The organism is Microcystis sp. M179S2, from assembly GCF_020245805.1.
GTDB classification, from domain to species: domain Bacteria; phylum Cyanobacteriota; class Cyanobacteriia; order Cyanobacteriales; family Microcystaceae; genus Microcystis; species Microcystis aeruginosa.
Genome location: NZ_JADBUE010000192.1, coordinates 1 through 13,759, shown reverse-complemented (window position 1 = coordinate 13,759; position 13,759 = coordinate 1). Strand labels below are relative to the sequence as shown.

Genomic DNA, 13,759 nt, shown 5'->3' with positions numbered 1-13,759 from the left:
TCGTTTACTTCCTTTCTGTTTTCTAGAAAGGTTTTTCTGTGCTTTTCTTAGTCGTTTTAATCGTTTCTTTAACGGTTTCGGTGCGTCTATCTTTTCTCCTGTTGAGAGGGTAGCAAAGGTAGCAATCCCTAGATCAATTCCCACTGACTCCCCATTATTGGGAAGTATTTCGGACTGAATCTCGACGACAAAACTAAGAAAGTATCGATCTGATGCGTCTTTGATCACGGTGACGCTAGAAGGTTTAGAAGGTAATGGGCGACTCCAAACTATTCTTAAATCACCGATTTTCGCTAAAGTAACGCAGTGTTGGTTAACGGTAAAACCATTATCGGTAAATCTTGCTAATTGTTTAGATTTACGCTTCTTAAATTTAGGAGGTTTGACTTTCTTTCCTTTTCTTTCTCCCTTGCAAGATGCAAAAAAGTTAGAATAGGCTGTCTCTAAGTCTCTCAAAGACTGCTGTAAAGGGATAGAAGAAACCTCGGTTAACCACTGTTTTTCTTCTGTTTTCTTGACTTGAGTTAGTCTTTTAGATAACTCGGTATATTTTGGCTTTTTCTCCCCTTGTCGATAGAGTTCTTGACAGTAGGCTAAGGTATCGTTCCAGACAACACGCACACACCCGAACAACTGAGACAAAAGCCTCTTTTGTTGGTCTGTTGGGTAAATACGGTATTGATACCTCGCTTTCATTGGGTTAAGATGTGTGTGTCTGTACTCTATTCTAACTAGGTCTGTTAATAATGTCAAGTCAGTTGCGAAAAGAAAGAAACTCTGTTTCCGATCTAAAGATACACTTGGTCTGTGTGACAAAATACAGAAGTAAGGTTTTTACTGGTAAAAGTCTGACTTTGGTTGAAAAATCTTTTAGGGAAGTTGCGGAAAAGATGAATTTTCAGATATTGGAATTTAATGGGGAGTCCGATCACATACACGCATTGATTGAATACCCGCCGAAACTATCTATTTCCGTGATGGTCAATTCTTTAAAGGGAGTCTCTAGTCGCAGGTATGGACAAGCTGGTTATCCTAAACCGTACGGGAAAGACGCTCTTTGGTCGCCCAGTTATTTTGTGTCTTCTGTAGGAGGTGCGCCACTGGAAGTTCTTAAGTGCTACATTAAAAATCAGGAAAAGCCGTCGTAAAACGACGGGGTTTTAACCCAAATTTTCGATAACTCGATCGAGGTCCAAGAATCTTCGTCCTCAATCAATTTTTTCGGTTACGGGAAGTCTGGTGGGCTGCCGGGTTATCTTGAAGGAAGTTAGCAGTAGTCTCAGGAGACAATAGATTATGACTTGGCGCGGCTCAACCGATACAAAAGATCGCATTTTTGCAGCTTTAGTATATCTTTTACCCTTATATTCCGCTTTTGCCTTCGGTATCTTTATCTTCCAGCAAATTCCTTTTTTAGGAGCGGCCTTAGCAATAGCCTTATATCCCTTAGCTTTTCTCTATAGTTCTCTGGGAAGCTTTGGCAGTTTAATTATCTTTTTCGTCCTCTTTTTCGCCGTGGTACGCAATCCCCGCATTAGTCATTTTATCCGGTTTAACACCATGCAGGCGATTTTAATCGATATTTTGGTGTATTTATTGGGATTGGTCTTAGGTTTCGTCGCTAGGGGTTTAGGGGCGAATTTAGTGGTAGAAACTCTTTTTAACGTCGTCTTTTTGGGAGCATTTGCCGCCTGTGTTTACAGCATTATACAGTCGGTTATCGGCAAATACGCCGAGATTCCCACAATTTCCGAGGCGGCCTATTCCCAAGTGGGAGGTTAGGTCAGCTTGAGTTTGTCCCCTTTTTCGGCTACAGTCTCTCCAGAATCAATGCGTTCGCTGCCAGGCCACATCTATGAGTCCATTTAAACAGACCCTACGGGAACTCAACGCTCAGAAGGGGAAAATAGCCGCTTCTGTGGGCAGAAAAACGCCTAAACGGGTTAATCGTTGGTTTAAATGGCTTTCTCCCGGTCTTTTTGTCAAACGCTGGCTTTTAATCAGTTTAACCGGCGTTTTTCTCACCTCCTTCGGTTTAGCTGTTTGGGTAAAATTAACCCCGGTTAATCGCTTTTTAGAGTTTGTTTCCCAAGCATTAGAAATGATCGCCCGTTTAGTCCCTAATTCTGTTTCCGGGCCGCTGGCGGTTCTGCTAGGTGTCTTTTTGTTATTCTGGGGTCAGAGTCGCACCGTCGAAACGATTACAGAAGCACTACAACCGGACGCATCGGAGGAATTAGTTGATCTCCTACGCACCCATCGTCGTCTCCATCGCGGCCCGAAAATCGTGGCCATCGGTGGCGGGACGGGTTTATCGACGCTTTTACGCGGTTTAAAACAGTATAGTTCTAATATCACCGCTATTGTCACCGTAGCTGATGATGGCGGTTCTTCGGGCCGATTACGTCGGGAAATGGGCATTTTACCCCCGGGGGATATTCGCAATTGTATCGCCGCTTTAGCCGATGAGGAAAAGTTATTAACGGAATTGTTTCAATATCGCTTTCATGCCGGGGATGGTTTATCGGGCCACAGTTTTGGTAATTTATTTATCAGCGCTATGACCGAGATTACCGGCGATCTGGAACAGGCGATCGATGCTAGTGCTAAAGTTTTGGCCATTCGCGGCAAAGTGCTACCTGCTACCCTTACCGATGTTAGTCTCTGGGCTAAGTTAGCCGATGGGCGCATTATTGAGGGAGAATCGAAGATAACCGAAGCTATGGGGCAAATTCGTCAGATTGGCTGCCATCCTGCCGATCCGGTCGCTTTACCGGCTGCTTTAGCGGCAATCAAGGAGGCAGATTATATTATTATCGGGCCGGGTAGTCTTTATACCAGTATTATCCCTAATTTGTTGGTTCCCGCAATTCGTCAGGCCCTAGCACAGGTGACAGTCCCCCGTGTCTATGTTTGTAATATTATGACCCAGCCGGGGGAAACGGATAATTATTCGGTGGCTGATCATATTCGGGCGATCGAAAAAGTCTGCGAGGAACGCGTCTTTGATGCAGTTTTAGCCCAAAGAACTGCACCATCGCCCCAATCTCTGCAATTATACGCCCAAGAGCATAGTCATCCTGTGTTTTTAGATCGCGAGGAGGTGGGAAAAATGGGTTATCGCATTGTTTTAGCGAATGTAATGGCAGAAGATGAAGTTACTGCCAAAGTTAGTCATGATCCCCAACGTTTAGCGCGAGTTTTATGGCGCTGGTATGCTAAAAAGTGAATAGCGAGTTGACTAAATGTTTTTATCTAGCTTTGTCAAGTTATAAAATCATATTTTTTGCTTTAATTTGCCGACATTAGCCAAATTTGCTGATTAAAGCCCTAGGAAAAAATTAGCCTAAAAACCATTTCGCCTTATTCTGTGTTATACTCAGATTTTGAAGAGAGATGATCATGCACTACTCTACTAAATCTAATCAAGAGACAGGTGCGACAGTCTATTCCCCAAGCGATGGAAGTGAATTAATTCCTGCTGAGGTTAAACTAGATATAAACGGGCAAAACTATCCATCACTTAATATACCTCTCCCAGAGGGCTATACAGTAGATGATGAAGGAATCATCAATAACTATGGTAGCGAACCCAAGATTTATCTATCAAAATCCCCATCTTTAGAACAGCAAAAATGGTATATTTTGCAAGGAGTAGGGGCGGTTTTGTTGGTTGCTTTGGTGTTATTAATCACCTTTTCCGTTAGCTAGATAAAAACCGTAGGATTGACATTTAAGTTGAGCGAGACAGGAAAACTTTAATTTACACCATAGAGTCTGCATCCCAAGTATCGGGAGCATATATTGGAACCGACTCTATCTATCTGTCCAAATAGTAAATCTGACAGCTGAACTTTTTTACTTTGTTAAACTTGACAATTTTTTTCAGTTTTTTGTGGGTTGCTTCGTGATCAACAATAGAACAACCAATAGAGATAACTTCTCAAAGGAAATTCAACAGGTATGAAATTTAATCCTTCTCTTAGTCAAGAACCTCGCTATCAGGCAATTCCTGTTATGCAGATAACTTCCAAAGAAACCCTTCTCCATTGGTTAGAACGGACAGGAAGATTAAAATTACGTCAATCTGATGCTCATCCCGATTTGCAAATCTTAGAAGAACTAGACGATATTATCGATCCAGATAATTATGCTATAGAAGAAGAAGAAGAATAAATAGTCTTAAGTAGGTGGGTGGAATTAAATATAAGATGAACGTAGGTTGGGTTGAAGCATGAAACCCAACGCCCGCTCATGTTACGCTACTGCTAACCCATCCTACAAATAATTGTGCCTCCCTACTTACTGGGAGTTAGGAGTGAAATTTCAATTATCTAATATTCAGGAGATTAAGAAAGTGGTATCAACGAAAAAAACGGCTTTAATTTACTGTGAAAATCAGTTTGGACGTGTGGACGGAAAAACGGCAGCTGGCTTGATCCGACAATCAGAAATATATACAATTGTTGGAGTGCTGGATAGTTCCTTAGCGGGAAAAGATGCGGGAGAAGCATTAGGAGATAAAAAAAATCATATTCCCATTTTTGCCAATTTACAAGCAGCCTTAGAAAAACTTAGAGATGTTCCCAATTGTTATATCTACGGCAAAGCACCCTTAGAAGCGTTTATTCCCCCCCTAGAAAGGCTGCTAATTTTAGAAGCAATGGCACAAGGAATGGAGATTATTAATGGTTTGCATCAATTCTTCTCCGAGGATTTAGAATTTAGGGAGCAAGCTAGTCAGTATGGTGTGCAAATTACAGACATTCGTAAACCACCACAATTAGCTGATCTTCATGTATTTACTGGGCAAATTTCCCAAGTAAATATACCCGTTATTGCCTTTTTAGGAACCGATTGTGCTTGCGGAAAAATGACCACTGCGGTGGCAGTTAATCAAACTCTCCAAGGCTTGGGTATTAAGTCTGTCTTAGTCGCTACTGGACAAACTAGCTTGATGCAGGGAGCAAGATATGGGGTTTCGATCGATGCTTTGGTTTCTCAATTTGTCATCGGTGAAATTGAAAATGCTGTGGTTCAAGCTTTTGAGCAAGAAAAACCCGATATTATTTTAGTGGAAGGACAAAGTTCTCTGAGTCATCCTGCTTTTATGAGTTCCGTGGGAATTTTGAAAGGAAGTAGGCCCGATGGGATTATTTTACAACATCCCCCAGCCCGAAAATTTCGCTGTGATTTTCCTCATTTAGCCATGCCAAAATTACAGGAAGAAATTTCACTAATTGAGGCAATTTCTCCCACTAAAGTTATCGCTATTGCGATTAATCACGAAAATCTCACCGCAGCAGCCACTGAGCGTATTATTGCCAAATATGAGCGAGATTTTCAGTTACCGACTACTGATGTTTTGTTACACGGATGTGAGAAATTAGTCCAAGCTTTATGCGATCGCTTTCCGAAATTAAACCGGAAAATCAAAGGGGAAATTTTAGCTGCAATTCCCGCAATTGGGAGCAAATAGGCTGATGAAAGACCTTTTACCCAGAATCGAGATTTCTCTCCCGAAAATACGCCATAATGCTCGTTTACTCTGCCAATTCTACGGTAGCAAGGGACTTTCTGTGATGGGAGTTTCCAAAGCGATTTTGGGTGATCCCTCGATCGCCTTGGCGATGATTCAAGGTGGAGTCAACTTTATCGCTGACTCTCGAATCGAAAATATTCTCAAAATGAAACAAGCAGGAATAGTGACAACTTTTGTTCTGTTGCGTACTGCCTTGAGTCAAGCAGAATCAGTGGTTAACATTGCAGATATCAGCTTAAATACCGAATTAGCAACAATTCAGGAACTTTCCTATTATGCTCAAGAAAAGCAAAAAATACACCGCATTATTATCATGACGGAGTTAGGGGATTTACGCGAAGGTGTACTGCCGAAAGATCTGGTCAAGTTCATCAAAAAGACCCTCGCTTTTCCCTTTATCAAAATTATTGGACTGGGTTGTAATTTGGCTTGTTATGGAGGGATTAAACCTGATAGCCATAATATGAGCAAATTATCTGTGTTAACAGATACAATTGAGCAGGAATTTTTAATAAAATTACCGATTATTTCAGGAGGCAATTCTGCTAACTATCAATGGTATCAAAAAAGTAGCGAAGTTGGTCGGATTAATAATCTGCGTTTAGGAGAATCAATTTTATTAGGTTGTGAAACAGTTAATCGACAAGTTATACCAGGCTTATATACCGATGCTTTTCGGTTAATTGCCGAAGTAATCGAATCCAAAGATAAACCATCTCTACCCTCTGGAGAAATTGGTCGAGATGCTTTTGGTAATGTTCCCAGCTTTATCGACCAAGGCATTCACCGTCGAGTTATTATTGCATTAGGAAGACAGGATATTCTTATCTCTGGATTACAAACAAGTCAGGAGATAAAAATATTAGGTTCTAGTAGCGATCATCTAGTTCTTGATAGTCATAACAAGAGGTTAAAAGTAGGAAGCGAAGTCAGTTTTAATCTTGATTACGGAGGACTTTTAACAGCCATGACTTCTCCTTTTATTACTAAAAGTTATGCTCTCAATGCAGTAGCACAACTGTCTTGATCGATGAATAAATATCCACAGATATATTTAGGGTTTGCTGGCTTATCACCTTGACATCAGGGCCGTAGAGATTTGTACTCAATTACTATCCTATCGCTAAATTCTGGGAAGAAATCAAAATCCCCCTCAATCCTTAACAAATTCCTAATCATCTCGTTTGGCACCATGATAAGCCGCCCCGAGGTATAATTCCCCTACTTTCGGGTTATTGAGTAAATCTTGACCCGATCCCTGAAAACGATCTTGACCACTTTCTAAAACATAACCTCGATCGGACATCATTAGGGCTTTTTTGGCATTCTGTTCCACTAAAATAATTGCAGTTCCCGTCTGATTAATCACTTTTATCTGTTCAAAAACGCTGGTTACTAAGATAGGAGATAAAGCTGCCGAAGGTTCATCGAGAATTAATAAATCCGGTTGCAACATCAGCGCTCGTCCCATGGCTAACATCTGTCTTTCTCCTCCGGATAAAGTGCCAGCTTTCTGACGACGGCGCTCGAGCAAACGGGGAAACATGGCATAAATGCGCTCTTTTAAAGATTTTATATTTCCTTTGCTCGTAAAAGCTCCCATTTCAAGGTTTTCTTCAATGCTCAGGGATGGAAAAACATTAGCAATTTGGGGAACATAACCCATTCCGAGGGGAACGATTTGATTAGATTTCCAACCGGCGATATTTTGTCCCTTAAAAGTGATAGTTCCAGCACTGGGTTTTAATAAACCAAAAATCGTCTTAGCGAGGGTAGATTTTCCCGCACCATTGGGACCGATAACCGTGACTAATTCCCCTGGTGCAATGCGAAAGTTAACCCCTTGCAATATGTATAAATCCTGCACATAACCAGCATAAACTTGTTCAACTTCTAAAAGATAATCCATGGTAAGGTAAAAAGGAGATAGCAGACAGTAATATGAATTATGAATTGGGAAGTGGGAAGCATTTTCAGTGAACAGTAATCAGTGAACTGAAAACTTACATCTGATAACTGATAACTGATAACTGATAACTGATAAATTAGGGAGTTTTTTGTAAATCAGGACGTTCTTGTGGCAGAATTGCACCTTCGACGGGGCATACTTGTAGACAGATACCACAGTCGATACAAGTGGCAAAATCAATCCAATACCAATCGGTTCCTTTAACATTTTTACCCGGTCCGGGATGGATGCAAGCAACAGGACAAGCGGAAACGCAATCGGCAACCCCTTCACAAGTTCCAGTGACGATCGAATGTGGCACAGTGTTTTCTCCTCTAATTCTTAACATTACTTTACCACTTTTAGGCCCTGTCGTGCCAGGATTGGAATCATTGTTAGGAAACTTTCTCTTAATTCCCTAAAATATTGGGAGTTTTTTCTTGATCTTAGCAAGAAGTAAGATAGAAGTTTTCGCTAGGGTTTTTACTATTCCCTTACGGGAGGACAAATAGTTAATTTCTTCCCGTAATTCCTGATTATTTTTCTGGAGATAATTATGATTATTTTCTAATTCTTTTAGGGATATTTCCATCTCTTTTATAGTACGATAATCTTGCTGTTGTTTCAGATACATTATCTGTTGTGCTTCCTGTAATTTTCTTAACTCTAACCAGACTTGATTCTGACTTGATTCCTTAGTTTCACTGAGCGCATACCAGAGAAAATCAGTGATTTCTTCCGCTATTGTTTGATTAACTTCAAAAAACTCGATAATATCAATCTTTTCGGGGGTAATTTTGGGGTATAACTTTCTTAAATCTTGGGCAATATCAGAGGAAAAAGCGATGATTCTAGAAGCGGACAAAATTGCATAGTGTTTTTCTAAATCTACTGGTAAATTGCCGTTTTCTTCTGGGAATTCATAAGCAAGCAAAAGTAGAGAAGGAGTGTTTAAGGGACTGGTATAAAAAGTGGAAATAAATAAATTTGCCTGTAGGCGATCGCAAATAGCTTGAATTTTTCTGGCATCCTTTCCCGTACAATTATAATCGTAGGATTCCGCAGGCCAATATTTAAATTCTTCCCATCTTGGTGCGGTGTTATTTCTATCTAAAATAACAATGTGTTGACTAAATTCTAATTGACTCCAATGCTCTAGAATTGAAGACCAAATTCTGGCTAATTTTCGTTGCTTAAGTTGAAAGATCACGCCATCAATAACAATAATTGGGCATCTTTTCCGGGAGATAGCTTGAATTGTTTGTAATTTTTCTCGCTCATCTTCCTGTAAAATTATGCCTAAATCTTCCATCTTAACTGGATTGGGTTTAATTTCTATATCCTTAATGTCTGGGTGGGGAATTTTATAGATTTTACACACTTGATAATGTTCCTGTAATGCTTGACCATTACTGCCATGTTCTAAGCCTTGGAGATTTAAATAATATAACCCTAAAATCTCAGGAATTAAAGCCATTTTTTCGCCTTGAATGCCGATTCTTAACCAAAATTCATAATCACCAGCACAGCGAAAATTTTCCTGAAAATAACCATATTTATCGTGCAGCATTTTTCGCCACATTGCTTGAGAACCCACACAACAACCTTGACGCATCTGTTGATAGGAGTAATTTGGCCAATTCCAATGTTTTAAAGCTGGGGTGGTGGCAAAAGTATCATTTTTGAAGGTGGTAATTAATTGATCGGCATAAACCAAGCTAATCTCTCTATTGTTATCTAGATAATTAGCCATAATTTCCAGAGCATTAAAACAGCGACGATCATCAGTATTCCCATTGGTGATATAGGAACCCCTAGCTAGTTTAATAGCACGATTCCAAGCGCGGTAGAGGGTTTCTCGTTCTCTAGTTCTCTGGTAAATAATATTAGGATAATTTTCTTGAAACTCTTGGATAATCTCCCCTTCATTCTCCGGAGAAGCACTATCGATAATAATAAGTTCTACTTCTCCCTTTTCATAAAGAGTTTGAGTAACTAAATCCTCTAGACAACCCCGGATAAACTCCGCTGATTTATAGGTAGAAACAATTACAGAAACTTTGATACTCTGCACTGGTATAGAGTTATTAAAACTAGGATTCATCGGCTTATCTGATCGCAATTCAAGACAGGGAAATTTTTTGATAATTTTGAAAAAGAAGATTTTAAGACTCTATATTTGATCGGGAGAATTGTCAAGATGTTATCGACTCTTATTGAAGATACCAGTTTATTTACCTTTGGCTTGTTACTTGACATAATAAAAAACTATAATGGGAAGGCTGTGGAAAATGAGCAACAATGACCGTATCTTCCTCCCTAGACTGGCTAACCCGTGGCACCAGTGACCTATTCCCCCATCAACCCGACTCCCAAGATCCTAGGGAAAATTTAACCCAACTACTGCAAACTACCGATCGCCCTTTAAGAATTAAACTAGGTATTGACCCCACCGGCAGCGATATTCACCTAGGTCATAGTATCCCTTTTCGGAAACTGCGTGCTTTCCAGGATGCCGGTCATGTAGCAGTGGTGATTATTGGTGATTTTACCGCTAGAATCGGCGATCCGACCGGAAAATCGGAAGTTAGAAAACAATTGACCATCGAAGAAGTGAGAGCCAATGCCGAGAATTATCTGGCACAATTACGCCCAATTTTAGATTTTAACACGCCTAATCGCCTAGAAATTCGCTATAACTCGGAATGGTTGGGGAAATTAGACCTATCGCAAATTCTCGAACTCCTCTCCACCATGACCGTCGGGCAAATGTTGGCAAAAGAAGGCTTTTCTGAACGCTACGACCAGGAAACCCCGATTTTTCTCCATGAATTTCTCTATCCCTTAATGCAGGGTTATGATTCCGTCGCTGTCGAGGCCGATGTCGAATTGGGAGGAACTGATCAAAAATTTAATATTGCCGTCGGTCGTGATTTGCAGAAATATTTCGGTAAAAAACCGCAATTCGGGCTACTTTTACCGATTTTAATCGGAACCGATGGCAGTCAAAAAATGTCCAAATCCCTGAATAATTATGTGGGATTGCGGGAATCGTCCCTGTCCATGTACTCGAAACTGGAAAAAACCCCCGACGCTTTGTTAAAAGATTATTACGAACTATTGACAAATTTGCCCTTAGATGCTATGGCGAGCAATCCGCGAGAGGCACAAAAACAACTGGCGATCGAGGTAGTTGCCCAGTTTCACGGAGAAGAGGAGGCATTAAAAGCACAAAAAACGGCGCAGGAGATAGTTCTACAGGGAAATACGGCAGCAGCTGCTTCTGTACCCGAATTTTCCCTAGCAGCGGTCACTTTTCCCCTGAAATTATTCTATCTTCTCTCGGCCACCGGCTTATGTAAAAGTAGCGGCGAAGGGAGAAGACAGATTCAGGGGGGTGCAGTCAGAATCGATAGTGAGAAAATCACCGATGTGGACAAAAGTTTTGAGACAGCCGAAGCTTTAACGGGAAAAGTCCTACAGGTGGGCAAAAATAAATTTATTCGCTTTGTAGCTTAAATAAGCGAAAAAGTCCCTATTCGGCGGCTTTTTCCACGATTTCTAACTCAAAATCTCGAAAATGGGCTTTAAACTTTTTACTGAACTCGACGAGGACGGGTAGGTTGGCGCTAACCGGTCTACCACGCCATTCGGTGACAATCCCTTTTACCTCTCCCTCTAGTCCTTTCACGTCAAAAGGATCCGATTTGTGTTCAGGATGGTGATAAACTACCACAGACTCAATTACACGAACTCGATCGCCAACTTTCATAAACTCTCTAGCGAAGACAAACGCCTATTGTATCTTTGAAGACAATCTTATCATTGTACGCCGTATCAGGGAACGGGGAACTGAAAACTCTTAAGATTGAAACCTAGAGCTTGAGCTTTTTTCTCCAGATAAGCGTCACCTGTTGTGCAAGGCTGACGGCTGACGGCTAAAAAACTGATAACTGCTCACTGATTTGATAGCATGGGGGAAAACCTATAGAGGGTTAAGCGGTATGAGTGACTATAAAGATTCTTCTTCCATGCGCTATTTCCTGGCGGGATTAAAACCCTTTGCCCAACCTTTATTTTGGCTACCGTTAGGAATATTTTCCTTGGCTCTAATTGGTTTGTGGGTATATCAACAGAATCCTGAATGGTTGGGTTCGGTATTAGATACCCCAGGAATGTCCTTGGAGGAGCGGGAAATCAGGGCTAACCAGATTACCGATACTCCTCTCCCCACTGCTGTACCATTGCCGGCCATTCCTGCCCATAATAATACCGCTCGCCTGAACAAACCGGCCTCGACGCAGCCTTTTAATCCTTTAAATACTAATCCCGATAACAACCAGAAACCCTCTTTGTTCACCCCGTTAATGCCGCAGCCTAAGCAAAATCAGGCACCGAAGGCTAGTAAAAGTCTGCAACCGATTCAAGTGCGACCGATTAGTGGCGACACTAGCAATTATCCTTTACAAAGGGAAATCGAAAATCGCTCGCGGACTAATAACTTGAATAATTTTCCTAATCCCAACCCCGGGGGCAGCCCGAATCAAGTCAACCCCCAGGGAAATTATTCCCCTGAGCAACAAAATGTTCAAGCCCTACCCTCCCGGAATAATGCCAACCCTAACCCCGTCCCCGGCTCTAGCAACCAATCCAACTATTATCAACCCCCCGTATATCAGGCCCCCGTCTACGGCAGTCAACCTAACGTCACTGGTTATCCCAATCAGGGAATGCCGCCCAACAATAATGGCACCCCCAATCAAGTCCCACCTGAAAGTATTAACCGAGGTTTCTCCATCCAACAACCCATTAATGCCCAGCCTTCTGGTTACTAGAGGAACTTAGATTTGAGCTTGCAGGAAGTCTAATAAAATCGGATTAACTATTTCTGGGGCCTCGTCCTGGGGACAGTGGCCTAAACCGGCTAAGGGGATAAACTGTTTTACGGTCGGGAATCGTGCTAATTCTCGGCCCAAGGCCAAGGGCTCCCAGGGATCCTCGCTACCCCAAAGCAGAATCGCTGGACAGGGGAGAATCGGCAGCAGGTCTTCTGGCAGTGGGCCGCCAGAATAACCGGTAAAAGCGAGGAAAACCTCGATCGCTCCCTGATCTCGGGCGGGTTTTAGGATTATTTCTACTAATTCCTCCGTTACCGCTTCCGAGCGCCGATAAGCTTGCAGGAGAATTTTACGCACTGTCTGGGGTTTAGCGATCTGTTGGAAGAAAAAAGCGCCAATTGCCTTATTTTTGAGAATTATTTGGGCAATATCCGCACCTAAACGACGATACCAGGGTAATTTACCCCGTTTTCTTTCGTGCAGTAGTCTGAGGGAACAATTAATCGCCGCCACCCCAAGGACAAAATCGGGATGATCGACGGCAGCCTGCATAATGGCCACGCAACCGATGGAATTACCCGCCAAAAAAGCAGGACCCCCCACCACTTCCCGACAAAAATCGGCAATTTGCGCCCCCCAAGTCTCGAAAGTGTAATCGATCTCGTTTTTCGGTTCGGGTTTGTCGGAACCGCCAAAACCAATTAAATCTAGGGCAAAACAGCGACATTTTTCGCCTAAAACGGGGATATTTTTCCGCCAATGTCCCCAAGATGCCCCAAATCCATGCACAAGCACGATCGCCGGTCCCGTCTCCCCCGCACTCTGATAGGTGATTTTGAATCCCCGCCAATGCCAGATTTTTGGTTGTGTCTCTAATCCTAGAATTTGCTGCATATTTTTGTTTATCTGTAAAGTATTCGTTGCTTTTCTTAATATATACTGTCAGGAAAGAAGCATTAAGCGAATATTTTGAAGCATTTTTAGAAAACGGGTTTTTCAAAGAAACCCGTTTTCTGGCAATATTAATTTCTGTTACAGGGGTCTTGAAAAATTGGCGATTGTTTGCATAGAATAGCCGCAGTCATCCTTTGCTGCCAACACCATGACTTCTACCCTTTTGTCGATTTTTGCTGCTGTTGACGATGTTTTGTTCAATTTCGCTCAATCTGATGGCTTGAGTCAAGCTAATCGGGTGGATAGTGTGAGAAATCAGCGTTTAACCGCTACCGTAGTCTTCCTTGATGCTGGTGTCACCGATTATCAAAGTCTCCAAGCTGGGGTAATTCCAGAAGTCGCCACCGTTATTCTCACTCCCAATCAAGACGGAATCGAACAAATATCCGCTTTTTTACCACAAAATCCCCAGATTACCACCACCACCTCTATTATTAAATCGGTGCGTTACGCTATCGCGCTTCATAGCCTACGAGT

At 41.9% G+C, this 13,759-nt stretch carries 16 protein-coding genes; 10 read left to right on the top strand and 6 right to left on the bottom strand.

What is annotated here, in order from left to right; translation table 11 throughout:
• The coding region (locus tag IM500_RS12000) for an RNA-guided endonuclease InsQ/TnpB family protein (protein ID WP_287738503.1) at nt 1–696 on the bottom strand (696 nt) is incomplete at its 3' end.
• A 50-nt stretch (nt 697–746) separates the two neighbouring features.
• Between IM500_RS12000 and tnpA the strand changes: the two genes are divergently transcribed.
• The 7 genes from tnpA (at nt 747) to IM500_RS11965 (ending at nt 6,569) form a co-directional block, all read left to right on the top strand.
• Entirely contained in the window at nt 747–1,148 is a 402-nt protein-coding gene (tnpA, locus tag IM500_RS11995) for an IS200/IS605 family transposase (RefSeq protein ID WP_287738502.1), read from the top strand.
• 148 nt (nt 1,149–1,296) lie between these two features.
• Complete coding sequence (locus tag IM500_RS11990) at nt 1,297–1,782, top strand: Tic20 family protein (protein WP_190721388.1); 486 nt, start codon at nt 1,297–1,299, stop codon at nt 1,780–1,782.
• Between the two features lie 73 nt (nt 1,783–1,855).
• The gene (locus IM500_RS11985) at nt 1,856–3,229 is read left to right on the top strand and encodes a gluconeogenesis factor YvcK family protein (protein WP_190721390.1); all 1,374 of its coding nucleotides are present in this window, start codon (nt 1,856–1,858) and stop codon (nt 3,227–3,229) included.
• 173 nt (nt 3,230–3,402) lie between these two features.
• Nucleotides 3,403–3,711, top strand: coding sequence for a photosystem II assembly protein Psb34 (gene psb34 / locus IM500_RS11980; RefSeq protein WP_002762917.1), 309 nt, complete (start codon nt 3,403–3,405; stop codon nt 3,709–3,711).
• 252 nt (nt 3,712–3,963) lie between these two features.
• Nucleotides 3,964–4,176, top strand: coding sequence for a DUF3134 family protein (locus tag IM500_RS11975; RefSeq protein ID WP_002762915.1), 213 nt, complete (start codon nt 3,964–3,966; stop codon nt 4,174–4,176).
• Nucleotides 4,177–4,318: 142 nt separating this feature from the next.
• A complete protein-coding gene (locus IM500_RS11970) occupies nt 4,319–5,479 on the top strand; it encodes a DUF1611 domain-containing protein (RefSeq protein ID WP_190721392.1) in 1,161 nt (386 codons plus the stop codon).
• 4 nt (nt 5,480–5,483) lie between these two features.
• On the top strand, nt 5,484–6,569 hold the full coding sequence (locus IM500_RS11965; RefSeq protein WP_002762913.1) for an alanine/ornithine racemase family PLP-dependent enzyme: 1,086 nt from the start codon (nt 5,484–5,486) through the stop codon (nt 6,567–6,569).
• Nucleotides 6,570–6,713: 144 nt separating this feature from the next.
• Here the strand turns inward: IM500_RS11965 and IM500_RS11960 are convergent, their stop codons facing one another.
• The 3 genes from IM500_RS11960 to IM500_RS11950 form a co-directional block, all read right to left on the bottom strand.
• Nucleotides 6,714–7,451: an ABC transporter ATP-binding protein gene (locus IM500_RS11960; RefSeq protein WP_287738500.1), complete on the bottom strand. Its 738-nt coding sequence runs from the start codon at nt 7,449–7,451 to the stop codon at nt 6,714–6,716.
• Nucleotides 7,452–7,587: 136 nt separating this feature from the next.
• Nucleotides 7,588–7,812, bottom strand: coding sequence for a ferredoxin family protein (locus tag IM500_RS11955; RefSeq protein ID WP_041804484.1), 225 nt, complete (start codon nt 7,810–7,812; stop codon nt 7,588–7,590).
• A 96-nt stretch (nt 7,813–7,908) separates the two neighbouring features.
• Nucleotides 7,909–9,594: a glycosyltransferase gene (locus IM500_RS11950; RefSeq protein ID WP_190721395.1), complete on the bottom strand. Its 1,686-nt coding sequence runs from the start codon at nt 9,592–9,594 to the stop codon at nt 7,909–7,911.
• A 197-nt stretch (nt 9,595–9,791) separates the two neighbouring features.
• Here IM500_RS11950 and tyrS point away from each other — a divergent pair, with 197 nt between their 5' ends.
• Nucleotides 9,792–11,009 (top strand): tyrosine--tRNA ligase, encoded by a 1,218-nt coding sequence (gene tyrS, locus IM500_RS11945; protein ID WP_287738499.1) that lies wholly within the window; start codon nt 9,792–9,794, stop codon nt 11,007–11,009.
• A gap of 16 nt (nt 11,010–11,025) precedes the next feature.
• On the opposite strand, the gene IM500_RS11940 is transcribed toward tyrS, so the two are convergent.
• The gene (locus IM500_RS11940; RefSeq protein WP_052278213.1) at nt 11,026–11,262 is read right to left on the bottom strand and encodes a ferredoxin-thioredoxin reductase variable chain; all 237 of its coding nucleotides are present in this window, start codon (nt 11,260–11,262) and stop codon (nt 11,026–11,028) included.
• A 232-nt stretch (nt 11,263–11,494) separates the two neighbouring features.
• Between IM500_RS11940 and IM500_RS11935 the strand changes: the two genes are divergently transcribed.
• A complete protein-coding gene (locus tag IM500_RS11935) occupies nt 11,495–12,325 on the top strand; it encodes a hypothetical protein (RefSeq protein ID WP_287738498.1) in 831 nt (276 codons plus the stop codon).
• A gap of 6 nt (nt 12,326–12,331) precedes the next feature.
• On the opposite strand, the gene IM500_RS11930 is transcribed toward IM500_RS11935, so the two are convergent.
• Entirely contained in the window at nt 12,332–13,222 is an 891-nt protein-coding gene (locus IM500_RS11930) for an alpha/beta fold hydrolase (RefSeq protein ID WP_287738497.1), read from the bottom strand.
• Between the two features lie 208 nt (nt 13,223–13,430).
• Here IM500_RS11930 and IM500_RS11925 point away from each other — a divergent pair.
• A partial coding sequence (locus IM500_RS11925; RefSeq protein WP_287738496.1) for a DUF4347 domain-containing protein occupies nt 13,431–13,759 on the top strand: 329 nt, incomplete at its 3' end.

Coding starts and splice junctions, on each gene's coding strand:
- tnpA (WP_287738502.1), top strand. CDS start 747: ATGTCAAGTCAGTTGCGAAAAGAAAGAAACTCTGTTTCCGATCTAAAG.
- IM500_RS11990 (WP_190721388.1), top strand. CDS start 1,297: ATGACTTGGCGCGGCTCAACCGATACAAAAGATCGCATTTTTGCAGCT.
- IM500_RS11985 (WP_190721390.1), top strand. CDS start 1,856: ATGAGTCCATTTAAACAGACCCTACGGGAACTCAACGCTCAGAAGGGG.
- psb34 (WP_002762917.1), top strand. CDS start 3,403: ATGCACTACTCTACTAAATCTAATCAAGAGACAGGTGCGACAGTCTAT.
- IM500_RS11975 (WP_002762915.1), top strand. CDS start 3,964: ATGAAATTTAATCCTTCTCTTAGTCAAGAACCTCGCTATCAGGCAATT.
- IM500_RS11965 (WP_002762913.1), top strand. CDS start 5,484: ATGAAAGACCTTTTACCCAGAATCGAGATTTCTCTCCCGAAAATACGC.
- IM500_RS11960 (WP_287738500.1), bottom strand. CDS start 7,451: ATGGATTATCTTTTAGAAGTTGAACAAGTTTATGCTGGTTATGTGCAG.
- IM500_RS11950 (WP_190721395.1), bottom strand. CDS start 9,594: ATGAATCCTAGTTTTAATAACTCTATACCAGTGCAGAGTATCAAAGTT.
- tyrS (WP_287738499.1), top strand. CDS start 9,792: ATGACCGTATCTTCCTCCCTAGACTGGCTAACCCGTGGCACCAGTGAC.
- IM500_RS11940 (WP_052278213.1), bottom strand. CDS start 11,262: ATGAAAGTTGGCGATCGAGTTCGTGTAATTGAGTCTGTGGTAGTTTAT.
- IM500_RS11935 (WP_287738498.1), top strand. CDS start 11,495: ATGAGTGACTATAAAGATTCTTCTTCCATGCGCTATTTCCTGGCGGGA.
- IM500_RS11930 (WP_287738497.1), bottom strand. CDS start 13,222: ATGCAGCAAATTCTAGGATTAGAGACACAACCAAAAATCTGGCATTGG.